This is a genomic window from Kitasatospora sp. NPDC088779 (assembly GCF_040685395.1).
Lineage (GTDB): Bacteria > Actinomycetota > Actinomycetes > Streptomycetales > Streptomycetaceae > Kitasatospora.
The window spans coordinates 51,156-77,617 of sequence record NZ_JBFBHW010000032.1 but is presented as its reverse complement, the minus strand read 5'-3'; the positions used below and the strand labels follow the sequence as shown (position 1 = coordinate 77,617).

Here is a 26,462-nt window from a genome sequence, read left to right as displayed (position 1 = left end):
CTGGGCTGCTGGAAGCGTCTCCTCACAGGGCGAGGGCGTGCCGGTAGGCGGTCCGCAGCCTGGTGCGGAGGGTGGCGTCGGTGATGGTCTGCAGGGCGGTCTCGTGGTCGTCGGCGACGATGCGGAGCTGGGTGCGCTGGCGGTCGAGGTAGGCGGTGAGGAAGGTGTGGGTCTCACCGCTGGTGGTGGGCAGGACGGCGGCGGTGTAGAGGGCGACCAGGGAGAACGACCAGCAGCCGTGGAGGAACGCGTAGGCGGGTCGGTGGGTCTTCTTCCAGGGTGAGTAGAAAGTCTGGGTGTTGTCGATCTCGCAGGCGGTGGCGGTGAGGGCGTCGTTGAGCCAGTTGTGGCCGGCCTCGTGGACGAGGTCGCGGGCGACCATGACGGGGTTGTCCGGGACGTAGTCGAGGAAGACGGTGCCGGGCATGCGGCTGATGGTCCAGGAGCGTAGGGGGCTGCCCAGCGGCTTGCCGGTGAGCAGGCACACGATGGGGGCGTGGGCGTCGACGAGTTCGCCGAAGCCGTGTTCGGCGGCGAGGCCGGCCGACTTCAGGGTGAGTTTCTGTAGGTGCTCGGGGGCGGCCTGGGTGGCGGGGCCGAGCACGTAGTACGGGGTGTCGGAGATGGGTGAGGTGATTAGGTTCGCCTCGTCGGGGGCGACGGTGAGCGGACCGGCCGGGGCGAGGTCGGCGGTGCCGGCGTCGGGGTGCTCGGTGTACCAGGCGAAGGTGTCGGGGTTGTCGGTGCGGGCGGCGTGTTCGGCGCCTTCGAGGACGTGGTGCGCGAGCGCGTAGGCCGCGGCGGTGGGCTTGGGCGCGATGAGGGTGCGGCCGGCGCCGCGTTGGAGGGCGTGGTGGATGCGCTGGGTCTTGGCCAGGTGGTGGGCGTGGATCGCGGGCATGCGGAAGACGGTGCTGAGGTCCATCGCAGTCTCCTTGGCGGGGAAGGGGTGGGGCCAGGGCTTGCGGCCCTGGCCCCGGCTGGGTTCAGCGCGTCGGATCAGGCGTGGACGGTCGGCTCGGTCGGCCAGTCGTCGGCGCCCTCCCGGGAGGAGTGCATGGTGAAGCGGACGGACCCGTCGTCGTCGCGGAGCTCCTCGACGGCGTCGAGGAAGTCCTTGGCCCAGGTGTCGTTCTTCATCGCCGGTTCCTTCTCTGCTCGGGCTTCTCGGGGTTGGGCTGGGGCCGTACGGGTTGGTCGGGGGTGCGCGCCCCCGTGGTGTGGGGCTCACGCGACGGCCTGCGGGAGCGCGGCCGGCTGGGTGCCGGGCGGGAGGGGGCAGGCGCAGGGGCGCTGGTCGGCGGGGGCTTCGGTGTCGAGGGCGGCCAGGAGCTGGTCGGTGGCGTCGTCCAGCGCGGCGAAGTAGGCGGCGCCGGGCGTTTCGGAGGTGGGCAGGAGCCGCAGGTCGAGGACCGGGTGAGTGCGGCCTGTGGTCTCGCAGGTCAGGTTGTTGCGGGCGACCAGGAGGCGTACGGCGGGCGGCATGGCGTGCGCGCATCGGGTGGCGGCCCGGCACAGGGCGGCGGCGGTGGCGGCGTACTCGGCGCCGTCGCGTGGGAGGAGGCCGACCTCGCATGTCTGGCTCTTTCGGGCGCCGTCGTTGTAGTGGTGGCCTTCACAGCTGTCGTAGGTGACGAGGTGCCAGCGGCCGGTGAGGTGGTCGACGAGCGGTTTGATGCCGGGCTCGATCGCGTCGTTCCACTGCGGGTGGGCGGGGTCGAGGTCGTCGGCGCTCTGGGCGGTGGGGCCGGGCAGGCCGGTGGTGTTGATGTTGCCGAAGGCGCTGGTGACCAGTTGGGCGGGGTGGCGGGCGGCTTGGGGGTTGTCCCAGGTGGCGAGGAAGGTTTGGACGTCGCGCATCCGGTTGACGGGGGTGGGGCGCCAGCGGGCGGTCCGGCACCAGGCGCCGTCCGGGTGGGCGGGGTCGGCGAGGAGGGCTGCGGTTCCGTCGATCAGGCGTATGCGGTGGTCGCAGTAGGCGTCGTGGTGGCCGGCGAGGTTCATGCGCCAGCGGGTGGCGATGCAGCCGCCGCCGCAGGTGCCGCGGTAGTCGCAGGTCACGCAGGCGGTCATGAGGCCCTTGCCCTGGCGAAGGAGGTTGGAGCCGTGCTGGGCGGTGGTGATGTCGGCCGGGCTGGTGGTGGGCGTCAGGTGGGTGAGTTGGGCCTGGGGCCAGGGGAGTTCGTCGCAGCTGCCCAGGCGGCCGCCCGGGTAGAGGGTGAAGACGTGGTCGCACTTCATGTCGGAGAAGTGGCAGAACGATGTTGCCAGGCCCCGCAGTCGGCGGATGGTGGGGACGGCCGGGGAGAGCCTGAGGCGGCGGAACAGGCCGGTGGTGATCCAGTGCTGGGTGAGGCCGAGCACGAAGTCGGTGTACTGGTCGGGTGTGATCGCCCAGGCCGGGCCGCCGGGCCGGTCGAGGGCCGCCTGCTGCAGGGTCCGGCTGGGCGGGCGGCGGCTGCCGGTGTGCGTGGTGGGCCGGGTGACGGTGGTGTCGAAGCACGGCACGACGCTGACCGAGGTGACGGCGGTGAACGCGGCCAGGTGGTCGAGGGTTTCGGCGGGCCGGCCGAGGAGCGCGGGGGTGACGGTGGTGATGATGCCGCAGGTCCGGCCGCGTTCGGCCAGCAGTTCCAGGGCCTTGACCACGAGCGGGTAGGTGGCCTCGCCGTCGTAGCCGACGCGCCACCTGTTGCCTTCCAGGTCGCCGTCCAGGGAGATCCCCAGCTCCAGGCCGGGGTAGTGGGCGTCGAACAGGTCGAGCCACTCGGCGTCGAGCTGGACGCCGTTGGTCTGCAGGGACAGGCGCTTGACCTGCGGTATGCCGGCGAGGGTCCGCAGCAGCTGGGCGATGTGCTCCTTTCCGGCGGTCAGGGGTTCGCCGCCGTGCAGTTCGATGGCGAGCGGGCGGCCCGGGAAGAGGTTCGGCAGGAGCTGGACTTGGTCGTCGCTGATCCGCGCGCCGCCGGGGCCTTCCTTGCGCTTCTCGTAGCAGTGCAGGCAGTCGATGTCGCAGGTCTCCCCGCGGACCTTGAGGATGAGCGAGACGGCGTCGACCTCGGACGCGTCCAGCGTCCGGTACAGGTGGCCGATCAGCTCGTTCGGGCTGGTGGGGTGCATCGGGTGCCTCCCAGGAGAGGGGCGGGCTCGGGGCCCGGTCAGGAGTGAAGCGCCTGGTGCCACGCGGCCAGTTGGCCGGGGGTGAGGCGGATGGTGTCGTCGGAGAACTTCAGTCGCCAGCCGTCGCTGTAGCGCTGGGGCAGCCACCCGGCCTCCAGCCAGTCGTCCGGCACGTGGCCGTCCGGGGCGGCGGTTTCGGGCCATACCGCCAGCAGCGCGGCCAGCAGCCGGGCGCGGGCCTGGCGCAGGGCCTGGTGCACAGACGCCGCGGGCGGCGTCGGGGCCCCGGCGAGGACGGGGGTCCACTTGTCACCGAGGAGCGGGTGTCCGGCGGCGGTGTTCTCGGCCTGTTGAACAGCGATGTGCAGTTGCCCAGTGACCAGATCCACGGCGTCACTCAGTCCGGCCTGGAACAGGCCGTCGAGGTCCTCGACCAGGCTGATCGCGTGCTGGACGCGGTCGGCCAGCGCCCACCGGCGGTAGACGTCCCGCTCGGCCTGGTCGAGCACCGGTTGTTCCCCGTCGTGCATGGCGTGGGCGGTCCGAAGCACGGTCAGCGCCGGAAGACGGCGCCTCACGGTGCGGAACAGGTCGACGTCGTCGCCCAGGATGTGGAAGCACCGCAGGTAGCCGCGCAGTTCGTCGGCCTCGGCCACGGCCTGGGCCTCCAGGTCTACGCGGATACCGTCGATGATGCGGGACTGCAGCACCGGCACCGGGCCCTCGGTGAACAGCACCCGCAGATCGACGTCGCTGCGGGCGTGGGCGATCCCGCAGGCCACGGGCCCCGTCATCCACACCGGCGAGTGCGGGTACTCCTCGGCGAGCTGCCCGGCGACCGCGCGGGCCGCCGCACGTCTCTGTTCCACCCACGCGTTCACCGGGTCGCCTCCCCTCTCAGGAGGGCGCTGGCGGTCTGGGTGACCCAGGCGTCCAGGGCAGCCCGGATGTCCGCGCGCTGAGCCCCGATGTGAGGGGTGGCGAGCAGGTTCAATGGGGTGGGGCCGGACTTGAACAGGTGCGCATCGGCGGCCTCGATCGGATCGACGGCCAGGCCGGTCAGGCCGCCGTCAGCAAGTGCCTCCAGGCACGCGCTGGCGTCGATGGTGGCCAGGCGCCCGGCGACGACGAGCAGGGGCCGGCGCCCCGCCGCCGAGCGCAGGAAGCCGGTGCCGAACGCCCCGATGTTCTCTGCGGTGGCGGGCAGCGCGACGATGTGGGCGTCGGCCCAGCCGGGCAGTTCAGCCGCGGGCATCTGCCGCAGGCCGTCGGTGATGCTGGGCCGGGCGGCGAAGGCGACCTCCGCACCGAATCGCGCGGTCACGGCGGCAGCGGCCCGACCGATAGGCCCGGCGCCCCAGACGGCCACGCGCATTGACACCACCGGCGTCCCCAGGCAGGCCGTCTTGAGGTGACAGCCGAGGGCCAGGCCGTGGGCGCCGAGCGGGATGCGCCGGGCCAGGGCCAGCAGCGCCGCGAGGCACCACTCGGCGACGGCCGGGGCCGATGCCTCGGGGTATCGGTACAGGCCGATCCCCCGCGCGGCCAGGACGGCGGTGTCGATGCCGTCGAGCCCGGAGCCGGCCCGGATGACGTGCCGCAGCTTCGGCATGGCGGCCAGCCGGTCCACATCCAGCCGGATACCGGAGCGGATGACGATCAGCTCCGCGCGGCGCGCCGCGCCGCCGAGCTCGTCGAGGCCGGCGACCTCGTAGACGTCGTACCGGCTGAGGGCGCGGACCAGGGCGTTCGGGTCGCCCGCGCCCTTGGCGACGAGGATCGTGGGCGCCCTCATCGCGTCGTCTCCGTCTGGGCGCGGTCCACGAGGACGTCACGGGTGTCCGTGAGCGCGGCGAGGATGGCGGGGGCGACCTGCGGGATCAGGGTCACCGCGGTGAGCTGGGCCAGCGGCAGCCATGCGAAGCCGACCTGGATGGGATCGCGCGGGTCGGAGAACCGGGGTGTGGTGCGGCCGTCGGTGATCTCGGCGAGGAAGTTGTGCTGGGTCTTGTGCAGCGGGCCGAGGTCCTTGCCGAAGTGTCCGGGGACGTACTCCACGACGAACATCTCCCGCACGGTTCGAACGCTCAGCCCGCTCTCCTGGTGGACCTTGCGCACGACCGCCTCGCGCAGCGGCTCGCCCTCGATCGCCTTGCCGCCGGGAAGGTTGTAGTGGAAGCAGCCGCCGTCCGCGCTGTCGTCGTAGGACAGGAGCAGGATCCGGTCCTGGTGGATGATCGCGGCCTTCACCGACACGCTGATGCTGGGCAGGTCGCTCAAGGGTGCCTCCGTACTGGTTGTCGGAGCAGGGGTGTCACAGGCAGGCGCGGGCGTCGGGGTCGCCGACGCGCATCAGGTCCTGGACGTCGGCGAGCTGGCAGGCCTCGAAGACGCCCGTGGCGCGGAAGCCGGCGGCGGCTCTGTGCATCGCGGCCAGTGCGGCGCGGGTCAGCTGGTTGGCGTAGATCGCCAGGGCGAAGCCGGCCTCCCCGAGGAGGCGGCGGTCCAGGTGCGGGAAGGCGGTGGGGACGGTGACCAGCGGCACGCCGGACCAGCGGCGGCCCACCTCCAGCGCCTGGTTACCGGTGGTGTCCTTGGAGTGCAGGAGCACGGCGTCCGCTCCGGCCGCCTCGTAGGAGGTGGCGCGGGCCAGCGCGTCGTCCATGCCGCCGCCGCAGATCAGCGTCTCCGTGCGGGCGATCAATAGCAGGCCCGGGGCGGCGGCCTTGAGTTCCTTGATCTGCTCGCACACCGTCTCCGTCTCCGTCATCGCCTGGGCGCGGTGTTCGGAGAACGAGTTGCACTTGGGGTAGCGGCTGTCCTCCAGACAGACGGCCGCCGCCCCGGCCGCCTGGAGGTCGAACCCGAACCGCGCGGCCGACGCCCCGGTACCGGCCGCGTTGTCGACGTCCACGATCACCGGCAGGTCGGTGACGCGGCGAAGCGAGGTGACGACGTCGGCGAGGTCCCGGGAGCCGAGCAGGTTCTCGTCCGCCAGCCCGTAGGCGGCCGACACCTCCAGGCCCGACACCCACAGCGCGCCGAACCCGGCCTCGACGGCGACCCGCGCGGCCATGGCGTTGACCGCGCCGATCGCCTGCACGGGCCGCCGGCAGGCTGCAGCGTCACGCAGCGCGGCCCGCAGGCGGGCGGCCGCGGATATCTCGGACATGGCGGCGCTCACCGGATACTTCCTTCCAGGTCGGGGGTCAGGCCGCGCTCGATCAGCGCGGTCCAGGCGTTCGCGAGCACGTCGGCCCGGGGCTGGTTGGCGTCGATCGTCACGGTCGGCCCGATCTTCGGGAACGAGGTCGGGTCAGCGGTGATCGCCTGGTAGGTGGCGCGCACGGAGGTCTGCACGTGGTCCACGTCCCAGTCGTCGCGCACCGAGTCCCCCGCGCTGCGGGAGGCGGCGCGCCGCATCGTGGTGCCGGTGGCAGCGTCCAGGATGAGGGTCAGGTCCGGCACCAGGTCGATCGCGTCGGCGAGCCCGGCGTAGGTGTCCTGCGGGTCCTGGCCGTGCTTGACCTGGAAGAACGCGAGCTCCGACAGCAGCCACCGGTCCGCGACCACCGGCCGCAGCGGCAGTGAGGGGGCGATCAGGCGCTCGACGGTGGCCTTCTTGTCGGCCCGCAGTGCCCGCAGGTAGCGGTCCCGGTTGGCCTCGGTGGGCGCGTACTTGCCGTCCACCAGGTCCGCGGCCACCTCGGGGGCGAGGAAGTTCGTGGTGAGTACCGACAGCGGCGTCACCCCGTAGAGGCTGTCGAACAGCCTGAACAGGCCCTTGCGCAGCGTGGTCTTGCCGCTGCCGTCCAGGCCCTCGATCACGACGAACGGATACTGGTCCATCCCTACTCCACCTGCCCCGCTCCGGTGCCCGACTGGTACTTGGTGAACTGGCCGCGCCACGGCACCGAGGTGGTCACCAGGTCGGTGAGGCGCATCCCGCCGATCTCGCCGAGCAGCTGCGGCAGCGACGCCTCCAGCACGACGACCTCGGCGACGGCCCGGCAGTACGCGGCGCGCAGAACCGCGCTGTCCTCGCCCCGGGACCGAAGCGCCGCCCGCAGAACGCGCGTCCCTGCGCCGAGGGCGACGGCCCGCACGGCGGACTGAAGCATCGCCAGGGAGGCGGTCCGGCCGCTCTCGTGGTGGATGACGGAGAGCACCCCCACCCACCAGACACTGGAACGGGTCGCGCCGTGCACGGCCGCTTCAAGGCTGCTGTCCAGATCCTCGGCCAGCATCCGGCCCACCTCGTCCACCGCGAGGGTCAGCGGACCGTCAGCGGTGCGGTCGTGGCCGAGCCGGTACGGCACGTCGATCCACGACGTGAGGCCGGCGGCGCGGATCAGCACGTCGTCGCACGGCACCACGAGGGCTGGCCTCGACACCAGGTCGACGGGGTCCAGCTCGGCGGGCAGCCCGAGCTGTTCGGGCGCGAGCGTCGCGGCCTGGCGCCACTGCTCCTGGTGCAGGTGCACCCGCTGCACGTGCAGTCCGTCGGCGAGCGCCTGCCAGCTGTCCCGGACGCTCGCGGGCCTCAGCACTCCGGGCGGTCTCATGGCGGTGGTGGATCCTTCCACGCGGTACTCCTTGATGGTCGAACCGAAGCGATGAATCGTAGTCGCGCAGTGACGGACAGCAATGGAAGATGTCGTGGCCGGTTACCGGCCGGTTGACGTGGTGTCGGGCGGTCAGGAGACCGGAAGGTCGGCGTGCACGCTCTTGCCCCAGGGGTCGGGGGTGGTCCCCCACCGGCCGCCGGTGAGTTCGTGGACCAGGGCCAGGCCGCGGTGGCACTCCTGGTCCTCGCCGGCCGACAGCAGCACCGGCAGTTCCGGGGAGCCGTCCCGCACGCAGACTCGGACGAATCCCGGGGCTGGGCGCCGGACGGCCACCTGCATGAAGGTCAGGCAGCCGGTCTTGCAGGCGTTGGAGACCAGCTCGGTGACGATCAGCTCGGCCGGGTCGACCAGTGCGTCCAGGCCCCATTCCTTGAGCTTCCCCCGGACGAGCAGGCGTGCGGCCCGCGCCGACTCCGGGCGGTAGCGCAGGGATGCCGTGGCGGGGCGGGAAGGGAGAGTCGGCTCGGCTGGAGCGAGTTCGACGGCCGTCATACCAACCCCCGGTACCGCCTGAGCCGCCGTCCGCCCTCCAGCCGCCGCAGGACCGTCTCGCGGCGCAAGGCGCGCTCGAAGCCCCGACGAAGACCTTGATACCGTCCGACCGTCGCCACGGGGCGCCCCGAGAGGCACCGACGGGATACACCCGCTTCAGGAGCTCGTCCGGGTCAGCACGCGCCGGCCGCCCCGGCAGGCCCGCCGCGATGTCGGCCGACACCCGGCGGCGAAGCTGGTCGTCAGCAGATCGGCGCACGAAGACCTCCGCAGTCCAATGGTGGAGGTGGCGGCCGTCGGCGTCTCGCGGGCCTCGACTGACCGTCTCTGATGCCCCGTCAATCAGGGCGTGCCACCAAGGTGGCGCGTCTACGCTGAATCTGCAACGGCATCGGCACTGAATCCCCCGACGAAGAGGAAATGGCACATGCCAACGCAAGCGCATGGCCTGGCACCACGCGCGCGTGACGTGCAACACTGCGCGGATCGATACGGACGGTAGACGCATGCACTCCGGAGGTGAGCACGTGGCAGCACGGCCAAGGCCGACAGCACGGCGGATCGAACTGGGGCACGAGCTTCGGGAACTGCGTCAGCAGGCCGGCATCACGCTGGAAGACGCTGTGAAGGGGCTGGCGTTCAGCTCGACGAAGCTCCAGCGTGTGGAGACCGGTTTTCAGGATCTTCGCAACGCCGGGGATCTACGCAAGCTCCTCGCCCGGTACGGCGTCGACGACGAGGATGAGACCGAGCGTCTGGTGGATCTCCAGCGCACCGCTTCGCGCCAGGACTGGTGGACGCCATACACGGTGGCGACGATGGCGCCCTCGATGCCCCGCTTCCTCGGCGTCGAGTCCGCGGCCCAGTCCGTCCGCGCCTACCACCCCACGTGCGTGCTCGGATTGCTGCAGACCGAGCGGTACGCGAAGGCTCTGCACGAGATCGCCAAGCCGATCGAGGAGTCCACGTCGGAGTTCATACAGAAGAGCGTGGCCCTGCGGATGAAGCGCAAGGAGCGGGTGGTGGCCCCCGACGATCCTGTCAAGCTGTGGGCGATCCAGTACGAGCCGGCGCTACGGTACGTGGCTGGGGACGTGGACATCATGCGCGAGCAGTACGAGGAGATCGCCCGGATCGCGACGCTCGACAACGTGACCGTGCAGATCCTTCCGCAGTCGGTTCGCGGCTACCTGTCGCTCTCTGATTTCACGCTCCTGGACCTGGGCGACAAGCTGCCCAAGACGGTCCAGCTGGACACGGGGGCCGGCATGTCCCTCACGGACAAGTCCCGCGAAGTCGGCCGGTTCACTCGGATGTTCGAGGCGCTGTCCCGCTCGGCCCTCCCCGCTGAGGCGACACCGGAGTTCCTGAAACAACTCACCCGAGAGATCACCTCATGACCCACCACATCACTGCCCCCGAACTCACCGGCGCGGCCCACTGGTTCAAGTCGTCCTACAGTGGAGGATCCGGCAACAACTGCGTCGAGGTCGCCGACCTGACCGGCACTCGCTTCGAAGCGGTGGCCATCCGCGACTCAAAGGACCCCGCCGGGCCGGCCCTGCTCGTCACACCGGAGGCATTCGCAGGTCTCGTGGCGTTCGCCCGCAGCTCCCGCGCCTGAGTCAGCGAGGTGCCGTCTCCCCCCGCCCAAGCGGGGAGAGACAGCACTTCCCCGCGCGGTGGTCACGAGAACGCCGCCATCGACGACCTGCGGCGGCAACTGGCGTCCGTCGGCGCACCACGCCGCTGGCTGCGCCGCGTCCTGCCGCCCGCCGAACCGACCCCGCCCGGGCCCGTCCTGGCAGAGCGCCTCGCCGCGTGCACCGGCGAGGACCTCCCCGGGACGGCCCGCACGGCTGCCGCGCACCACGTCACCGCGTTTCCCAGGGTTTCCCACGCCCAGATGCGGTTGGAGCGTGAGATCTCGCTGGGCCTGGACGGCCGGTGGGGCCTCACCCGCCACCCACTCGGCATCCGCGTCGTGCACCCCGCCGACCACTTGGCCGTCGAGGTCGAGGCCCGGACCGCCGTCGCCCAGCAGTGGGCCGCCCTCCTGCCCGCCCCCGATCGTTCCGACGCCGGCGGTCCCGTCCCCGGACTGCGGCACGAACTGCGCCCGTGTCCTCGTCACCGGCGTCCCAACCGACCTGTGGCGGCAAGCCCTTGCCCCGAAGCCCCGCGCGGCCACACCGGGAGCACCGTGGAGCGGTGGGGAGAGTGCCCGCTTCGCGGCCGCACCGCCCACGGGCATCGGCCACTGGACCTGCAGCGGCCTGCCGCGGATGATCCCGGCCACCACCGAGACGGCACCCGCGGCCGCCGTCCGACTGCGCCTCGATGCCACACCCCAGCACGGGCCCTGGCAGTGGAGACTCGACCTGAGCCACGGCCCCGACCACAACACCCTGCTGGACCTGATCACCGACACGGACCTCGCCCTCGGCACGGAGCTGGTCGAACGGGCCTGTACGTGCACCACTGACGCCAGCGGCTGCATCATGGTGCTCGCCCCGTACGGGCACACGCTGCTGATCTGTGGCCACCGGGTCCGTCAACGGGCACGCTGACAGTCGGCGTTCACGTCTCCGGGGCCGGCGCGAAACCTGCACCGCTGGGGCCCCGGGGACGGGCGCAGCGGATCAGATGGTGTGTCGGCGGGTACGGCGGCGGCGCGGTTCCTTGGGCCGGGCTTCGTCGTAGGCGAGCATCGTCGGGTACTTACGTGGGTTGAACCGCAGCTGCAGCCGACCCGGACGGTCCCGGGGGCCTGCGAGTTCGACGGTGCAGGTCCGCCCCTCGCTCGTGCCGCAGGCGCAGTCCAGGCCGACGACGTCCATCGGGAGCCCGACCTTGGGGGCGGTGAGCAGAGCGACGGTTTCCTGGTGGTCGCGCGAGGGCCGGTGGCAGAGGACCTTCATGACCCACTCCTCACCCGGCCGGGCCGGATGGTGCGGGTCACTCTAGGCCTCAGTGTGGGCTGGCGCGTCCGCTGCGGCGAACAGCGGCGTGCGGCGCAGCAGGCCACTGGCCAGCCAGGCCCGGCCCTCGCTGCCGGAGGGGTCCTTCCAGCGGGCGTTGAAGGCGTGTTCGCCGGCCGTGGCGGCACGGGGGTGGGTCGTCCAGAACTGGCGGGTGAGGGAGATGTCGTCGAAGTCCTGCTCCCACAGGGCGAGTGCGGCCTTCCAGGTCGTGGCGGGCAGGTTGGCGAGGACCACTTCGCCGGCCCGGCCGGGAATCGTCAGGTGTACCCGGCCGCCGTTCCATGGTGAGATCCGCAGGCCCGCGACGCCGCAGATCTCACCGGTGGGATCCGCGAGGTCGGTCCAGGGCGGCCGCAAGCGCTGGCAGTGGCGGCTGGACCTGAGCGCGGGACCGGACCACGACCGCCTGCTGGACCTGCTCACCGACACCGCGCTCACCCTCGGCATGGAACTGTGGGAGCGCACCTGCACCTGCCACGCCGGCTGGACCCCTGGAACTCGACCCGACCCGGGCAGGGCCCGAGCAGGGTGAGGCCCTTTGGAACAGGCAGCACCAACCGCAGGGGACATCGTGGCAACGGCGTTCCCCTGCAATTCCGCGCTGAACGGCACCCGCCGACCCGAGGGACCCGCCAGGCGGAGCAGCCGGCCCTGTCAACCTGGTCTTCCAGCTCCCTTGCTTGCTATGTCTGCTCGTCGTCGATCTCCTGGTGGATCTGCCGCTCCAGCCCGCTCTGCCCCGCCACGATCGGCCTCGGCTGGACCGCCACGGGAGTGGGGGTGACAGCCAGGTCGGGGTCATCGAGTGCGGCGTCCGTCGCCCGGTACCACGCCGAGCGAGGGCCTCTCGTCAGAGTTGACGCTGTCGGCACGCTCGGCGGGATCGCTGTACGTGCTCTCATCGCGCTCTGGCGGCGTGGCAGTCGGGTCGGTCGACCGCTTGGCATCGCCGTCCCGCTCTGTCATCCTGCGGGAACGGCCGGGGAGGGCCGTCGGGTGGTCGGTGCTTCAGGGGGTCCGGTGGGATCGGTCGGTGTGGTGTGCGCGATGGCCGCGCTCCTCGGGGCGGGGCTTCTGCGATGGCGGCCGGCCCGGGGAAGGACCGACGGCCTGACAGCCACGGCAATCGCGGGGGTACGTGGGGGATCGAAGGCCGCGCTGGTGGTGGCCGTCGTCGAACTGCACCTCGCGGGGGTGCTCGACACCGACCGGCGAGGCCGCCTGCGGCGGGTGGTGCACACCCACTCCGGGCAGGACGCAACTCCGCTGCACCGGGCAGCGCGGACGGCGTTCGGCCGGGACCTGTCCTGGGCCGACGCCGTGACCACCCCGCCCGTGCGGCGCGCCCGCGAGGAGATCCGCACCGACCTGGTCCATCGCGGCCTGCGCTGCAGCCCGGCCCGGTTGGCCACGTCCAGTGTGCTGGCCACGGCCACGTGCGCCACGGGCACGCTCGCCACCGCGCGGGGCGTCTGGTGGACAGGCCTGCCCATGACCGTACTCCCGCTCATGCTGCTCTGCGCTCCGGCCCGCACCCTCGCCGGACACCGGCTGCTTCGCGAGCTGCGCCGCCGGCACCCCCTGAGCGGGGCGGCAGCATCAGGTGACACATCATCGGAACCCTACGGGACAGGACTGCTGACCGCGCTGTACGGACGCCGGGCGCTGCGCCTGCTGCTGCCGGACTTCGCCGCCCAGGCCGCGCTGCTCGGCAGGCGCGGCACCCGGGAGACCGTCGCCCGCACCGGCAGCGATTACGGCCCGTACGAGGGGGCCGGCGACGCCGCGAGCTACAGCGGCGACCTCTGACGTCGGGTGACCCCGGCTGCCGCTGCTGGTACAGGCGCCCGTCGGCGGACTGCGGGTCAGCACCGGTGCCGGGCCCTCCTGCCGCGGTCCGAGCCAGAGCGGACCTGTGGCTCACCGGTTCACACCGCTTCGGCAGACGCCCCGCCTGTGGTGGTTCGGGGACGGCGTCCTGGGTTTCGCGGGACCGCGTCGGCCGGGCCCGGGGACGAGGGATCTGCGCAGCACCAGAGCCCCTGCCCCTGGCGCCACCCCGGAGGTCCGAACGCCAGCAGGGGTCCGGCAGTGGTACCGGCAGGTCCACCCGGGTACCGTCTCGGCACGCACGGCTATCCCGCCGACAGCGAGTCGATGTCCAGCCCCGGTCCCTGTCCCTGTCGGTGGAGGAGCTCGTCAACCGAGCTTCCGGCTCGATCGTTCGCACCGGTGATCCGTGCACAGTACGGGCGCTCGTCGACGAGTTGGAGCGGTGGCGCGCTGTGGGAGGGGCGCTCTTCTGCCGGGCGGTGCTCTCCAGCCCCCCGATCAACGGCCGACTGAACGAGTACAGCGGTGTCGCCCCGCTGCGCCAGGCCACGAACGCGACGCCGGACCTGGTGCTGAAGCTACTGGCCGCCCACAGGGAGCTCGGTGTCCAGGCGGCCCGGCTGGTATGGAAGAAAGCCAACGAGGTGCTCCGGTCGGTGGCGGTCGCACAACTGCTGGCGAAGTAGAGGTCGGCCAGGCGCAGCGGGTGGGCCCAGTCTGCGGCGGCCTGGCGTTCCTGGGCCGCTGTCTGCGCGTCGAAGCCTTCAGACCGGAGCGCAGGTCCGCCGTCAGGCCCGTCGGCGACAAGCCAGGCGGCGAGTTCGGCTCGGATCTCCGGGGGTCGTGTGGGTGGATGCCGGTGGGCAGGGGGATGGGGAAGGGCGTGGTGCTCATGGGTGCCCCGCGAACTTCGGCGGGCCGTGATGGATCGCGGCCTATCGGCGCGGCGGATGCCACTTGATCGGCGGCAGGTGTCACCCTGACCGACGGGTAGGTGGGGCACGCCACTACCATCGCCCTCCGGCCAGGTCGGCCTCGGCGCAGGCGCCGGGGTAGTGCCGCTCGGAGCGGATCCGGCGACGCACGAAGGTGCAGCAGGTCGGCTCTAGCGGACGTTGTTCGATCACCGGCGGAATCTCTGGTGCGTCCGTGTCGCAGTCGCATGTACGGTCCGCCGGTGACCCGTCGAACCCCACCGCGCCCCTTGAACGTCGAGGAACTGTTCCCCGAGATCGCCCCGCTCCGCAGAGAGGCCGTGCGGCTGCACCCGCGTGCGGGTGAGCCGACGTGCCGCGACAGCTCGGTGGGTGGCCCGCTGTTGTGGCCGGCGCGGGAGCCCTGGCCGGAGTGCCCGGAGCACCCGGGATCGCCGATGATCCAGGTTGTCCAGATCTACCGCTCTGACCTGCCGGGCCTCGTACCCTTCCCGGACGGGTGCGACCTGCTCCAGCTGCTCTGGTGCCCGCGACGCCATGACGGCCAGTGGGTCGTGCCGCTGGTCCGCTGGCGGTCCGCGGCAGCGGTCGGGCAGGTCCGGCAGCCTCCACCGGTCCCGGCGGAGGCCGGATACGGAAAGGTGCCGCGGCCGTGCGTCGTGCACCCGGAGCTGGTGACGGAGTACCCGAGCTGGGATCTGCTCGCGGCGTCCAACCGGGGCGACCTACGCCGCTTCGGTGTAGGTCGTTGACGTTGCTGCACAGTCGGCAACTGAAGAGCAGAGTGGGTTTACGCTGCCCCCAAGAAGGTGTTGTGGTCATGGGTGCGGGCGTCGTTCAGGTGCCGTCCGCAGTGCTGACAGGATGAGGGCGAGTGCACGGTTCGGGTGGTCTGGCGGGTCTGCGGCTGGCCGTGACGGGTGGTTCGCGGGGGTTGGGCGGCGAGATCGTAAGGAGAGCGCTAGCGCAGGGGGCGGTGGTCGCGGCGTGTGCGCGAGGTAGCGAGCACCTGGCCGTTCTGGCGCGCGAGGCCGGCGAGGCGCCGCTGTTCACTACGGTCACCGATGTGGCGCAGCCGGGGTCGGTGGAGGAGTTCGTGGGGTTCGCGGCGGAAGCGATGGGAGGCATCGACGGAGTGGTGGCCTGTGCCGGCGGTGCCCGGGGGCGTGGGCTGGCGGAGGCGACGGCCGAGGACTGGACGTGGACGTGGGAGGTGAACGCGGGCCACAGCGCGCGACTGTTGGCGGCCGCGGCTCCTTATCTGCGGGCGGGCGGTGGTGGTTCAGCGGTGGTGGTCTCGTCGATCTCGGGCTGGAAGCCTGGTCCGCAGTCGCAGTACGGGGCTGCGAAGGCGGCCCAGCTCCACCTGGTCTCCTCGCTCGCCCGGGAGCTTGCGCCAGACGGGATCCGGGTCAACGCGGTCTCGCCTGGGTCAATGCTGATCGAAGGCAAGCGCTGGGACCGGTTGCGGCGGGAGGAGCCAGAGGAGTTCGCCAGGCTGGTGGCCGAGGTTCCGGGTGGACGGCTGGTCACCCCGCGGGAGGTGGCGGAGGTGGTGCTGTTCCTGTTGTCGGATGTGTCCTCGGGGGTGAGCGGCGCGAACGTGCCGGTGGACAGGGCGCAGAATGCGCCCGGCCCGCAGGGGTACTGATCCGGCTGGCGGTCAGGCTGTGCGGCCGAGGACGGGCCGGGCGGTGCGGCGGAACTCCCTGACGGCGGGGACGGTCGCGAACGGGGTGAGGCGGCGGTCGAGGTCCCGCAGTGCCTGGATCGATCGTTCGCTGTTGGTATCCGCCAGGTGGTCCAGGGCCTGGTCCGCGGCGTGGAGCGCGGCTGCGACGCGCCGCGGAGAACCTGCGCGCCCTCCAGCGCCCCTGCCCTCGCTGCGAAGCCCAGCCCGGGAGCGGCTGCACCACCCGCAACGGCAACCCCTGCGACACCCACAGCCCCCGCAAGCGGGACCGCCCACAGACCAACCGGTAGCCGACCCCGAGCCGCCCCGGGACAGCCCACGCTCCCAGGGGGAGATTCCTCCGGCGCAGGCCAGCCCGAGCCTGCGGATCAGTGCCCGCCAGCCACCCGCGGAGAGCCCCTGACGGACACGGCCGTCAAGTCCGCGACTTCATCCTCACCCGTCTCGGGCAAAGAGGCCCGAACCACCCTCCGGATCGGGCACGATGACGCCATGTCTGCCCCGATCACCGCCCCCCTCCGATGCTCAGGCTGCGGGCGCAGCCACGCTGCGGCGAGCGACCAGTCCGAGTGGAACGGGGACTTCGACAAAGGCGTCCTCGGAACGGTGACCTGCCCGGGATGCCAGACCCCGGCGCAGTCAATCGAGGCACTGGTCAACGCGGCGATGATCGACCCGGACGCCATCAGCCACACCCCCGACGGACGCGCACGCATCATCGAGCCGGGGATGTGGACCCGAGTCGAGGCGGCCTCCCATCCCCTCGTCCAGGACGATCCGGGCGTCCACCTCGCCATGGCCGTGCGCGACGGCAAGTTGCTGATCTCCGTCGCTCGACACAGCGACGCCGCTCTCGTCTCCGCGCTCGCCCCCGGCCCCTGCGCGGACGTCGCCGCGGCCGCGCTCGCCGCAGCCGGCGCCACGCGTACCGGGTGGCGGGTGACGGTCAGCGCCGAGGACGGCATCCCGGCCGACACGGTGCTCCTAGTGGCCGACCACGCCGTCCTCGAGGACGGTGAGGACCGCGGTGAGTTGATCCTGCTCTTCAACCCGGACATCGACCCGGCCCTGCTGCGCGCCGTCGCGCCCGACATCGCCGCGGCCATGCGCAGTCAGCTCCACTCCACCCTCGACGCTTCGGACGGATCCCGCGCCTTGGGCGACGCCGACCTGACAGCGGTAGGGCTGGTCACCAGCGGCCCGGCCTGGCAGCAGTTCTGGTACGGCCCGGACTGCTCCGGCTTCGACCTGGAGGTGGGCCTGCGGAGCTGGACCGAGCGGGTCATGGCCGACAGCGGCGCAGCCGCCCTCCTGGCCACCCGGTACGGACTCAACTGGTCCGATTTGCCCGGCGACCAGCGCGCGCAGCTCCACATCCCGGAGACCGGAGACGGGCCCGGCCTCAGCCTGGCCACCCTGATGCTCGGCACCCGTGAGAGCGACTGGGAGTGGGACCGCCGCTTCGCCCGCGTCTGCCCCGACCGTCTCCCGCCTGACCTGCGGGGCCTCGTGCCCACCCACCTCAGCGCGCTCCGCTCCGGTCTCGTTCCTCCCGCTGCCTTCCAGCCCGACCGCCGGCGCAGTCCCGCCGCCCGCCTGGCCCACCGCGTTGCGGCGCTGGCCACCACTGCGGCCTACCTCGCCATCGACCACGCGCACTTCGTCCCCGCGAGCCTCGCCCTCGACGTCGCCACCACCGCCGAGCCCGACGCCGGCACCCTCCGGGCGCTGCGCCTGCCAGGGCCGTGGAATCTGCTCCTCCACGAGCCGGTGCCGGTTCGGGCGATCAGCGCCGACGACGACGAGCTGGAGGTCATGACCGCCCACGGGGTGGTGCTGGGCCGCGAACAGGCCGTGCTCGGCGCGGTGCTCGCCGCGCACCCCGACCACACCGTCGACACGAGCATGGGCCTGGTCCTGGTCACCGACGTCGACGACCGCGGCACCCGCCGCTGGTACCTGCAGCCTGCCGCCTACGGCAGCCACCCCGCCGGCCGGCTCCTCTACTCCTACGCCGCCCAACTGGGCTTCGCCGCCTGGCTGAACGCGCCCGAGCCGCCTGCCCGCGGCACCTCCGGCAAGCCGGACTCCGCGAACCAGCTCAAGCGCCTGGCCAGGGACCCGGCCGTCAGGGCCGGCGCCCTGCACCGCATGCGCGTCCTGGACTACACGCCACCGCCGGCCGAGCCCACCACGTCCCAGCCCTCCGACGGCACCGGCACGCCGCTGAGCCACTCCGGCACCCGCCGCGCCTACTGGAAGCCCGGCGTGCGGATCGGCATCCGCGACGGCGCTGGCCGCAAGGTCGGCCCCGTCTACAAGGACGGCGCCGTCGAGGGTGAGACCTACACACGAGAGCGCCGATGGATCCGCCGCGCCGACGTACGACCCGACCTGCCACCGCGACCGGACCGCCACGTCTACGACCTCACGGACAGCCGGATCACACCGGACGGTGCGCCCGACCCCCCGGCCGGCCCCGGATAGGTCCGATACGGGCGGTGCTGAGCTGGTCCAGGGCTGCCCGGAGCTCGGGGAGTGTGTCTCCAGCGCGCACGCATTCGGTCAACCGTCCAGAGAGAAAACCACAACATGCGAAGTTCGGAACTCGACGCGGTGATCGCGACCACGGATGTGCACTCGGCGCTGGGGGCCTTCTTCTCCGCGGTTCCACACCTGCACCGTTCCCGCTCGGCGTCGTTGGTGGTCGACTGCGGTGACTTCTTTCACGGCCCGGCCTATGCCGTCACGGCCGGCGACGTCGAACGCCGCACTCTCACCGCCCTCTACGACGTGCTCGCCGTCGGGAACCACGGATACGACCACCATCTCGTCGAACCGCTGCGCGGGCTGACGGTGTGCGCGAATGTCCGTTTGACGAGTGGCGATCTGCTGTTCCGTCCCGTCCACGTCGCGGTGGTGGCCGGGCGCAGGGTCGGGGTGACGGGGGTCATCGGCGAGCGCGCGTTCGCGTCGGTGCCGAATGCGCAGCGGGCCGGTCACCGCTGGTGCGATCCGGCGCAGGCGCTGCGCCGCGTGCACGAGGAGTACCAGGGGCAGGTGGACTCCTGGATTCTGCTCAGCCACAGCGGCTTCGCCGCGGATCTGGAGCTCACCGAGCAGCTTCCGTTCCTGGATGTGGTGTTCGCCGGGCATTGCCACAGCGCCTCCTACGGGCCCGAGCGGGCCGGGCGGGCCGTGGTGGTGAAGGGGCCGGAGCGGGGGCGCGGATTCGCCCGCGCGGTGTGGACCGGGGACGGTTGGGACGCCGAGTCGTGCGTCTTCCCGCCGCAGAGCGGTGAGGTGCCGGACGAGGTGGCGCCGCTGCTGGACGATGCGGCGGCCGTGCTGCAGCGGCTCCAGGCTCCGCTCGGGCCGGTCGATGGCCGATGGCTGAGCCGTCCGCTGGAGGCCCCGGTGGTTGCCCAGGCCGTCGCGGAGGCGGTCGCCGCGGTGAGCGGTGCGGCGGTAGCGGTGAACGAGAGCGCGTTCCGGCCGGTCGAGCTGGGGCCGGTGCTGCGGCTGCACGACGTGGTGCATCTCGCGCCCTACGGCAACGAGCTGCTGCTGGTCGACGCCGACCCGGTGGGAGTCCGGCTGCTGATGGAGCGGGCGGTCGCCGCCACACCCTCGGCGGCGGTCGCGGCCCCGGCCGGCTCCCAGACCGGGGGCGTCGTGGTGACGGACTACCTGGCGACTCGTCTGGGGGTGGAGGGCCAGCCGGCCGGGCTCGGCTTCACCGAGGTGGTCGGCCGCGTCCTGCGGTCCTAGATCAGGGGTGGGCCGGGCAGGTCCATGGCGGCCCGCAGGTGGGCGTGGGCCTCCCGGGAGAACTCCTCGTGACCGGAGGCCTTGGCGCTGACGGCGATCGCGGCCGCATCGCCGATGCCGCACCAGTGCATGAGGTGCCGTTCGGGCGCGGTCGGGGCGCGCCCGTACCCGCGGTAGAACGCGTCGGCGAGGTCCGCCCTGGTGCGCAGGGTCCGCTGGGTGACGCGCAGGAAGTCGCGTCCGGCGGCCTCGTAGCGGCTGGTCTCGAAGTCGATCAGACCGACGCGCAGCGCGCCGGTTTCGTCGGTGTGGGCGAGGAGGTTGCGGGCGGTGAGGTCGAGGTGGGAGGGCTGGGAGGGCTGGGGCGGGAGCGCGCGCAGTTGGTCGAGGGCGGCCAGGGCGAAGGCGAGTTCCTCTCTGGTGAGCGGGTCGGTGGCCCCGGAGAGCTGCGTGTGCAGGTAGGCGGCCCGGTCGACGCCGAAGGTGGCGAGGGTGCCGGCCGGGCCGGCCTGGTGGAGGCGGCGTAGCAGGGCCCCGGCCTGCCAGTATGCCTCCCGCGTCTGGTCGGGGGTGAGGCCGGCCTCGTCGAACGGGGTGCCGGGCAGGGCGGTCATGAGCAGGAGCCCGTGGTCCTCGTCGGCGTCCACGAGCTGCGGGGCGGCGCCGTCGAGGGCGGGGGCCCAGGTGCGCAGGGCGTGGAGTTCCCGGGCGTAGCAGTCGGCGCTGCTGTTGCCCTTGAGGACGAGGTGCTGGCCGCTGGGGCGGCGCAGCAGCAGGACGGTGGCGGTGGTGCCGGGCCAGCCGAGGTCGGAGACGACCTCGGCCGGCCCGGCCAGGCGGGCTGTCGCCGCGGGCAGGGTGGTCACGGCTGACTGATGATCTTGAGTGCCTGCTCCGCGACCTCGCCGGGGGTGAGGTGGGTGGTGTCGATGACGTGCGCGTCGTCGGCGAGCCACTGCTCGTAGGACTGGGTGTAGGCGTCGACCTTCTTGCGGCGGAAGGCGCGGACCTTCTCGCTGCGCTCCTCCTCGCCCGGGTACTCCATGCTGGCCTCGATGCGGTCGGCGATGGTGGCCGGGGCGGCGTGGAGCAGCAGGTGGTGCAGGGGGACGCCGGTGTCGCGGATCGCGGTGTGGATCTCGGTGGCGTAGTCCTGGCGCAGCACGGACATCGGGACCAGCAGGGGTAGGCCCTCGTTCTCGGCGTGGCTGTGGATCGCGAACTGGGCGACCAGCGGGCGCCAGGCAGGGTAGTCCTGGAAGTCCCGGCGCTTGCCGGGGAACGTCTCGCGCAGGACGTAGCCAACCTTCTCCGGGTCGAAGGCGACCGCGCCGGGCAGGGCTTCCAGCAGGGCGCCGGTCAGGGTGGTCTTGCCGCCGCCGAACGGTCCGTTGATCCAGACGATCACTGGTTGATCCTCCTGAGTGCGTGGGTGGGTGTTGGGCCAACCGCATGAGACGGCCGGGGGTTACGGCGCTGTGCTGCTGCCAGGGTGGCACTGTGCGGGCAGGACGGGCACACGTTGCTGGTAGAGGGCCAGGCGGAACCGGTCGGCGTGGATGATCCAGAGCCGGTCGAGTTCGGGGAGCAGGCCGATCGGGGGCCGGAGGGTGAGGGTCGGCGGGTGGTGGTCGAGGGTGCTTGTGGTGTGGGCGTAGGTGCCCAGGCGGGTGGCCCGGGGGCGAAGGTGGACCGCCACCAGACCTTGGTCGGGGCCTGTGGTGAGGGTGAGGGTGAACGGTCGGCCGGGGTGGATGGTGGTGGGGGCGTCGACGTGGAACGCGGTCTGGTGGTGGGGGCGGCTCTCGGCGGGTCCGCAGCGCGGGCAGGCCGCCGTGATCCGGTCGGCCGGGCCGAGCGGGCTCGTGAGGTGCTCGGCCCGGCGCGGGGCGCCGCAGTGCGGGCACGGGGTGGCGGCGGCGGTGTGCTGGAGCCGGTGGTGGGCGCGCAGTGCGGTGAGCTGGCGGCTGAAGGCGCCGCCGCGGGTGCGGGTGAGGATGGACAGGGTGTGCCCGGCCCACTGCCGGGCGAGCTGCTCCAGGTGCGGCAGGTCCAGGTTTCCGCCGGCGGCTGCGCGGCGCAGGAGGGTCTGGGCCTGCTCGCGGGGGGCCTGGATGTCGTCGAGGCAGCGGGCGAGGTCGGGGTCGGGCCGGTGGGTGATGCTGTCGCGCAGCGCGGTCTCGAACAGGTTGGCCTCATTGGTGCGCAGGGCCCAGGCGCGCAGAGCCGCGTCGTGGTCGGGCGCGGGGGCGGTGCGGGGCCGCGGGTGGATGGTGCGGGGTGCGGGCGGGGCGGGACGGTCGCTTCGGACCGGGTGCGGGCGGTGGTCGGGGTCGCCGAGGAGGACCGCGGCGCCGCCGGCGAGGCCGCGTTCGGCGGCGCGTCGGTTCTGGTCGGCGACCACGGTTCCGAGGTCCGCGCCGGTGTGCAGGAGTTCGGCGGCCGCGGCCGGGTCGCCGCCGGTGGTGTCGGCGTCGCCGCGCACCAGGCCGAGGACGGCGGCGGGATGGCCGTCGACAGCGTCCAGGGCCAGGTTGACGGTGGAGGGGAACTGCTCGGTCGGTCCGAGGGTGATGGCGTTGCACACCCACAGGCCCAGCACGCTGGCCTCGAGGTCGTGGGGGTGGTGGATCGTCAGCCGGCCGGTGGCGTCGGTCTTGCAGCCGGTGGTGGTACAGCCGCCGGGGATTGCCTGGCCGTCGAGGGTGCGCTCGGTGGGGCCGGGCAGCCCGCACAGCACGGCGGTGCCGAGGTTGGCGTGGGCGGCGGAGCCGTGGGCGTCGACCAACAGTGTGCGCCAGGAGCCGGTGAGTGCGGCGCTGGTGGTGAGCTTGGGTCCGTTCGGGTCGCCGAGGTGGCGGGAGCGGCCGGTGGTGCCGTCGATCAGGGCGCTGGGACCGCCCGGTGTGCTGGGGGTGGCGAGGATCTTGGCGAGGAGGAAGACGGCGGCGGCCAGGTCGCGGCCGGTCAGCAGGCCGAGCCGGGTGCCGCGTCCGGTCCAGGTGTTGTGGGCGGGCAGGAGTTGGGCGAGCGTCAGGTCCGGGGCGGCGGCGGTGAGCAGGACGGAGCCGCCAGCCGGTCCGGGGTCGGCGAGCGCGGCCTCCAGGTCGGGGTAGGGGTGGTGGGGGCGGCCGAGCGCGGCAGCGGCGAGCGCGCCGAGCCGGTGCTGCGCCGATCCTCCGATGGAGACGACGCGGGCGCAGGCGCCGGCCGGGCGGGGCAGCGGCCCGGTCGGCGGCCCGTAGCGGGCCAGGGCGTCGGCGATGCGCTGGTCGCGGTCCCGGTCGCCGGTGGCCAGCAGCGCAACGGTGCGGTCGGCGAGGAGCTGGTGGGCGTGGTCGAGCCCGTGGGCCCAGGCGTAGCCGTCGGGCAGGGCTGGCGTCGTGCTGGTCATCGCGTCCCCTCGGCGGTGGTGGTCAGGGCGCGCAGCACCATGCGCACCGGCCGGCCGATGGTGGGCAGGGTGCGGGCGCGTCGGTGGGCGGCGGCCATGCCGGCTTCGTGCTGGGCCTCGCTGGCCTGGTGCTGGTAGGGCCAGGCGCGGGCGGCGAGCGCGTTCAGGGCCTGGTGCGGGGTGCGGGTCTCGGTGTACTGGGCCAGGACGGTTTCGGCGGTGGCCAGGCCGCGGTCGGCGAGGTGGCGGGTGATCAGGTGGTCGGTGCCCTTGCCGGTGATCAGCGGAGCCGGGCCGTCGGTGAAGGCGGCCCGGCGGTAGGCCGCGTCGAGGTCGGCGGCCGGGTCCTGGCCGCTGGAGTGCAGGAGCAGGCGCACCAGTTGCCCGCCGGGGCGCAGGATCCGCAGCGCCTGGTCGGCGGCGGCGAGCGGGTCGGCGGCGAAAAGGAGCACCTCGTGCTCGACGACCACGTCGGCCGAGCTGTCGGCCAGCGGCAGAGCGAGGGCGTCGGCGAGGAGCACCCGTACCGCGGGCAGGCGGAGGGCACTCAGGTGCTGGGCCATGGCCGCGGACGGCTCGGTGGCGGTGTAGCCGGCCGCGGTGTGGGCGAGGTGGGCGGTGATGCGGCCGGTCCCGGCGCCGAGCTCGACGACCTGGAGGCCGGTGAGGGTCCGGGTGGCGAAGGCGCGCAGGGCTGCGGCGAGGTGCGGGCCGACGGGGCGGTGCTCGTCGTAGGTCGCGGCCAGTGCCGCGCCGTAGAGGCTGGGGGTGTCGGTGGCCGGGTGCAGCCGGATGTCGTCGCCCAGGACGGGGCCGAGCGCGCGGGCGAGGTCCTGCCAGGGCCAGGCGAGGCCGGCGGTCAGCACCAGGTCGGCGTCGTGGCGCACGGCGGCCAGGATCTCCAGGAGTGGGCGGAGGGAGGTGGCAAGGCCGGTAGGGGTGGTGGGGTCGGCGGCGAGGCTGGTGGCGAGGTGCTGGGCGACGGCGGGGGTGAGGTAGCGGGAGCCGATGGCGTCCGGCCAGGGCCGGGCCTGGCGGCGGGCGAGGAGCACTGCCGCGCGGGTGAGCGCGTGGCGGGCCGCCTGGAGGTGGAGGGCGGCGCCGAGCCGGTCGCCGGCGCGGTGGGAATCGGCGAGCTGGGTCAGGGCGAGGGCCGCCTCGGTGAGGAGCGCCTCGGCGTGCGGGCGGGCCTGGGCGCGGGTGGCCGTGGTCCACGGCGGCAGGTACTCGGCGCCGCCTGGGACGGGCTGCGGCATCCAGGCGTCCGGGTGTCCGGCCGCGTGCCGCACGTGCGTGCCGGCCGGTGTGAGGCGCCACACGGTCACCGCTCCGGTGCTGCTGCCGGTGGCGAGGGTGTGTTCGCCGAGGGGCTGTGCCCATGCGGCGGTGGGCAGGTGCCTGGCGGCGTGCTCGGCGCTCAGGCCGGTGGCCAGGTAGCGGACGTGGACCGAGCGGTGCCGGTCGTGGTCGCCGTGCCCGGGCGGGGCGCCGGTGCCCGGCTCGGTCGGGAGCGGGACGCGGGCGGGTTCGGGCGGCAGGGTGACTCCCAGGGCGGCGAGGTACGCCTCGAAGGCGGCGGCGCCGCCGGGCTGGCGGAAGTGGTGGGCGTGCAGGCCCAGCGCGGCCGCGGCGGCGGTGTTGAGGTCGGAGTCGTCGGTGAAGGCGACCTCGCCGGGGGCCAGGCCCATGTGCGCGAGGGCGTCCTCGAACGCGAGCCGGGACGGCTTGGCCAGCCCGGTCGCGGCCGAGTTGAGCACGTGGTCGAACAGGCCGTCGATCCCGTGGTGGGCGAGGTCGCGGTCCAGGACCGTGGTGTTGTTGGTGAGCAGCGCGACGCTCAGGCCGGCGGTCCGGGCCCGGCGCAGCAGGGCGGCCATCTCCTGGTTGACCTGTCCGCGGTCGGCCGTCCACAGAGCGGTGGCCCGCTCGGCGGCCTCGGGTCCCAGGTCGGCGGCCAGGCGCTCGCGCACCCCGTCGGTCCACTGCTCCCAGGTGAGTGCCCCGGCGTGGGCGGCGTCGCTGAACCGGTTGGTGGTGTACCGGCTCAGGTGGCGGTCGGGCAGTGAGAGTTCGGCCTCCGCCGCTCGCGCGCCGGCCCGGTGCCACAGGCGCACCACGCCGTCCAGGTCCACGAGCAGTCCACGGATCTGCGGGCCCGCGTTGCCGCTGGTGGTGGTGTTCACGGGTTCCCTCCCTTCTTGATCGGGTTGAGCGAGCCGTTCGTAGGGTTGGCTCGCCCAGGGGTGTCGGGTGTGGCTTTCACGGGTTTGCCGCTTCATGGCTCCGGAGGATTGGCCGCCCGACACCCCACGACGACTCGGCCGCCAATTGGGAAGTGCGACAAGATCGCTGTGTAGGGACATGCCGGCGAGGTCGTCTGTGGGACAGGAAACGACGACGAGCGGGAGAGCAATGCAGCGCCGGATATGGGCCGGGATCGACGCCGGTAAGGGCCATCACCACTGCGTGGTGATCGACTCCGAGGGCAGCAAGCTGCTCTCCCGGCGCGTGGCCAACGACGAGGTCGAACTGCTTCAACTTTTGGGTGATGTCCTCGCCCTGGGCGACGAGGTGACCTGGGCGGTCGACCTCGCCGACGGCGGAGCAGCGCTGGCGATCAGCCTGCTGCTCGCCCACGGCCAGCACGTGCTCTACATCTCCGGACGCACCGTCAACCGGGCCTCCGGCGCCTACCGGGGTGAGGGCAAGACCGACGCCCGCGACGCCGCGATCATCGCCGACCAGGCCCGCATGCGACGCGATCTGAACCCGGTACGGCCGGCCGACGACATCAGCGCGGAGCTGAAACTCCTCACCGCCCGCCGCACGGACCTGGTCTGTGACCGCACCCGGGCCATCAACCGTCTGCGTGGCCAGCTCACCGGCTTCTTTCCCTCCCTGGAACGGGCGCTGGACCTTGGTAACGCGGGACCGCTCGTCCTTCTGACCGGCTACCAGACCGCCGCCGCCATCCGACGCCTGGACCGTAGCCGCCTGGAAACGTGGCTGCGAAACCGCAAGGTCCGCGGAGCCGCTGCCCTGGCCCAGGCTGCTGTCGAGGCCGCCGAGCGCCAGCACACCACCGTGCCCGGCGAGAGCCTTGCCGCCCAGCTCGTCGGCACCCTCGCGCGCGAAATCGCCACCCTCAACGAGCGGATCGCCGAGACCGACAAACTCATCGCGGGCCGCTTCGCCGAGCACGAGCTCGCCGAAGTGATCACCAGCATGCCGGGGATCGGCCCGACCCTCGGAGCCGAGTTCCTCGCGGCCACCGGCGGCGACATGAACCTCTTCGGCTCTCCGGACCGGTTGGCCGGCTTCTCCGGGTTCGCACCAGCCCCACGCGACTCCGGCCGCGTCAGTGGCAACCTCCACCGCCCCAAGCGCTACCACCGCGGGCTCCAGCGCGTCTTCTACCAGTCCGCGCTGATCAGCATCCAGCGCCACCCGGAGTCCAGGGCCTTCTATGACCGCAAGCGCGGTGAAGGCAAGCGCCACACCCAGGCCGTCATCGCCCTCGCCCGCCGACGGATCAACGTCCTGTGGGCCCTGATCCGTGACCGTCGCCTGTTCGAGCTCGTACCGCCCATCGCCAAGGCGGCGTGACGCGCT

General features: G+C 72.8%; 27 protein-coding genes. 11 read left to right on the top strand and 16 right to left on the bottom strand.

Going from position 1 to position 26,462, the window contains the following annotated elements; all coding sequences use genetic code 11:
• Positions 1-22 precede the first annotated feature (22 nt).
• The 10 genes from AB0P03_RS26755 to AB0P03_RS26710 all read right to left on the bottom strand — a co-directional run bounded on the left by AB0P03_RS26755 (position 23) and on the right by AB0P03_RS26710 (position 8,240).
• A complete protein-coding gene (locus AB0P03_RS26755) occupies positions 23-925 on the bottom strand; it encodes an HEXXH motif-containing putative peptide modification protein (RefSeq protein WP_363631260.1) in 903 nt (300 codons plus the stop codon).
• Positions 926-999: 74 nt separating this feature from the next.
• Positions 1,000-1,140, bottom strand: coding sequence for a hypothetical protein (locus AB0P03_RS26750; RefSeq protein ID WP_153471719.1), 141 nt, complete (start codon positions 1,138-1,140; stop codon positions 1,000-1,002).
• Between the two features lie 87 nt (positions 1,141-1,227).
• The gene (locus AB0P03_RS26745; RefSeq protein ID WP_363631259.1) at positions 1,228-3,120 is read right to left on the bottom strand and encodes a radical SAM protein; all 1,893 of its coding nucleotides are present in this window, start codon (positions 3,118-3,120) and stop codon (positions 1,228-1,230) included.
• A gap of 38 nt (positions 3,121-3,158) precedes the next feature.
• Entirely contained in the window at positions 3,159-3,989 is an 831-nt protein-coding gene (locus AB0P03_RS26740; RefSeq protein WP_363631258.1) for a hypothetical protein, read from the bottom strand.
• A gap of 8 nt (positions 3,990-3,997) precedes the next feature.
• On the bottom strand, positions 3,998-4,915 hold the full coding sequence (locus AB0P03_RS26735; protein WP_363631256.1) for an NAD(P)-dependent oxidoreductase: 918 nt from the start codon (positions 4,913-4,915) through the stop codon (positions 3,998-4,000).
• On the bottom strand, positions 4,912-5,400 hold the full coding sequence (locus AB0P03_RS26730) for an NUDIX domain-containing protein (RefSeq protein WP_363631255.1): 489 nt from the start codon (positions 5,398-5,400) through the stop codon (positions 4,912-4,914). The genes AB0P03_RS26735 and AB0P03_RS26730 overlap by 4 nt, the downstream gene beginning before the upstream one ends.
• A gap of 34 nt (positions 5,401-5,434) precedes the next feature.
• Complete coding sequence (locus tag AB0P03_RS26725; RefSeq protein ID WP_363631253.1) at positions 5,435-6,304, bottom strand: isocitrate lyase/phosphoenolpyruvate mutase family protein; 870 nt, start codon at positions 6,302-6,304, stop codon at positions 5,435-5,437.
• Positions 6,301-6,969: a dTMP kinase gene (locus tag AB0P03_RS26720; protein WP_363631251.1), complete on the bottom strand. Its 669-nt coding sequence runs from the start codon at positions 6,967-6,969 to the stop codon at positions 6,301-6,303. The genes AB0P03_RS26725 and AB0P03_RS26720 overlap by 4 nt, the downstream gene beginning before the upstream one ends.
• 2 nt (positions 6,970-6,971) lie before the next feature.
• The gene (locus tag AB0P03_RS26715; protein WP_363631249.1) at positions 6,972-7,706 is read right to left on the bottom strand and encodes a hypothetical protein; all 735 of its coding nucleotides are present in this window, start codon (positions 7,704-7,706) and stop codon (positions 6,972-6,974) included.
• 111 nt (positions 7,707-7,817) lie between these two features.
• Positions 7,818-8,240, bottom strand: coding sequence for an ATP-binding protein (locus AB0P03_RS26710; RefSeq protein WP_363631247.1), 423 nt, complete (start codon positions 8,238-8,240; stop codon positions 7,818-7,820).
• A 527-nt stretch (positions 8,241-8,767) separates the two neighbouring features.
• Here AB0P03_RS26710 and AB0P03_RS26705 point away from each other — a divergent pair.
• The 3 genes from AB0P03_RS26705 (at position 8,768) to AB0P03_RS26695 (ending at position 10,810) form a co-directional block, all read left to right on the top strand.
• A complete protein-coding gene (locus tag AB0P03_RS26705) occupies positions 8,768-9,640 on the top strand; it encodes a helix-turn-helix transcriptional regulator (RefSeq protein ID WP_363631246.1) in 873 nt (290 codons plus the stop codon).
• Positions 9,637-9,864 carry a DUF397 domain-containing protein gene (locus AB0P03_RS26700; protein WP_363631244.1) on the top strand — a complete coding sequence of 76 codons (228 nt, stop codon included), beginning with the start codon at positions 9,637-9,639 and terminating at the stop codon, positions 9,862-9,864. The genes AB0P03_RS26705 and AB0P03_RS26700 overlap by 4 nt, the downstream gene beginning before the upstream one ends.
• Before the next feature lie 661 nt (positions 9,865-10,525).
• Positions 10,526-10,810: a hypothetical protein gene (locus tag AB0P03_RS26695; protein ID WP_363631242.1), complete on the top strand. Its 285-nt coding sequence runs from the start codon at positions 10,526-10,528 to the stop codon at positions 10,808-10,810.
• Between the two features lie 72 nt (positions 10,811-10,882).
• On the opposite strand, the gene AB0P03_RS26690 is transcribed toward AB0P03_RS26695, so the two are convergent.
• Both AB0P03_RS26690 and AB0P03_RS26685 read right to left on the bottom strand, forming a co-directional pair.
• Positions 10,883-11,161 carry a hypothetical protein gene (locus AB0P03_RS26690; RefSeq protein WP_363631240.1) on the bottom strand — a complete coding sequence of 93 codons (279 nt, stop codon included), beginning with the start codon at positions 11,159-11,161 and terminating at the stop codon, positions 10,883-10,885.
• Between the two features lie 42 nt (positions 11,162-11,203).
• Positions 11,204-11,581, bottom strand: coding sequence for a hypothetical protein (locus AB0P03_RS26685; protein WP_363631238.1), 378 nt, complete (start codon positions 11,579-11,581; stop codon positions 11,204-11,206).
• Here AB0P03_RS26685 and AB0P03_RS26680 point away from each other — a divergent pair.
• The 7 genes from AB0P03_RS26680 (at position 11,547) to AB0P03_RS26650 (ending at position 19,456) form a co-directional block, all read left to right on the top strand.
• On the top strand, positions 11,547-11,756 hold the full coding sequence (locus AB0P03_RS26680) for a hypothetical protein (RefSeq protein WP_363631286.1): 210 nt from the start codon (positions 11,547-11,549) through the stop codon (positions 11,754-11,756). The two genes, AB0P03_RS26685 and AB0P03_RS26680, sit on opposite strands and share 35 nt — an antisense overlap.
• On the top strand, positions 11,678-13,033 hold the full coding sequence (locus tag AB0P03_RS26675; RefSeq protein ID WP_363631236.1) for a TIGR04222 domain-containing membrane protein: 1,356 nt from the start codon (positions 11,678-11,680) through the stop codon (positions 13,031-13,033). The genes AB0P03_RS26680 and AB0P03_RS26675 overlap by 79 nt, the downstream gene beginning before the upstream one ends.
• Positions 13,034-13,536: 503 nt before the next feature.
• Complete coding sequence (locus tag AB0P03_RS26670) at positions 13,537-13,743, top strand: hypothetical protein (RefSeq protein WP_363631234.1); 207 nt, start codon at positions 13,537-13,539, stop codon at positions 13,741-13,743.
• Between the two features lie 686 nt (positions 13,744-14,429).
• Positions 14,430-14,744 (top strand): hypothetical protein, encoded by a 315-nt coding sequence (locus tag AB0P03_RS26665; protein WP_363631232.1) that lies wholly within the window; start codon positions 14,430-14,432, stop codon positions 14,742-14,744.
• 122 nt (positions 14,745-14,866) lie between these two features.
• Positions 14,867-15,643, top strand: coding sequence for an SDR family oxidoreductase (locus AB0P03_RS26660; RefSeq protein WP_363631230.1), 777 nt, complete (start codon positions 14,867-14,869; stop codon positions 15,641-15,643).
• A 534-nt stretch (positions 15,644-16,177) separates the two neighbouring features.
• A complete protein-coding gene (locus tag AB0P03_RS26655) occupies positions 16,178-18,172 on the top strand; it encodes a hypothetical protein (protein WP_363631228.1) in 1,995 nt (664 codons plus the stop codon).
• 105 nt (positions 18,173-18,277) lie between these two features.
• Positions 18,278-19,456, top strand: coding sequence for a metallophosphoesterase (locus AB0P03_RS26650; RefSeq protein WP_363631226.1), 1,179 nt, complete (start codon positions 18,278-18,280; stop codon positions 19,454-19,456).
• Here the strand turns inward: AB0P03_RS26650 and AB0P03_RS26645 are convergent.
• From AB0P03_RS26645 to AB0P03_RS26630, 4 genes are read right to left on the bottom strand one after another with little or no spacing between them, the layout of a single operon-like run.
• Positions 19,453-20,322, bottom strand: coding sequence for an aminoglycoside phosphotransferase family protein (locus tag AB0P03_RS26645; protein ID WP_363631224.1), 870 nt, complete (start codon positions 20,320-20,322; stop codon positions 19,453-19,455). The genes AB0P03_RS26650 and AB0P03_RS26645 overlap by 4 nt on opposite strands.
• Positions 20,319-20,864, bottom strand: a complete 546-nt coding sequence (locus AB0P03_RS26640) for an AAA family ATPase (protein ID WP_363631222.1) — start codon at positions 20,862-20,864, stop codon at positions 20,319-20,321. The genes AB0P03_RS26645 and AB0P03_RS26640 overlap by 4 nt, the downstream gene beginning before the upstream one ends.
• Positions 20,865-20,924: 60 nt before the next feature.
• Positions 20,925-22,850: a hypothetical protein gene (locus AB0P03_RS26635; protein WP_363631220.1), complete on the bottom strand. Its 1,926-nt coding sequence runs from the start codon at positions 22,848-22,850 to the stop codon at positions 20,925-20,927.
• Entirely contained in the window at positions 22,847-25,033 is a 2,187-nt protein-coding gene (locus AB0P03_RS26630) for an HAD family hydrolase (RefSeq protein ID WP_363631218.1), read from the bottom strand. Before AB0P03_RS26630 ends, AB0P03_RS26635 begins: the two co-directional genes overlap by 4 nt.
• A 229-nt stretch (positions 25,034-25,262) precedes the next feature.
• On the opposite strand from AB0P03_RS26630, the gene AB0P03_RS26625 reads away from it, so the two are divergent.
• On the top strand, positions 25,263-26,456 hold the full coding sequence (locus AB0P03_RS26625; protein ID WP_363631216.1) for an IS110 family transposase: 1,194 nt from the start codon (positions 25,263-25,265) through the stop codon (positions 26,454-26,456).
• Positions 26,457-26,462: the final 6 nt, after the last annotated feature.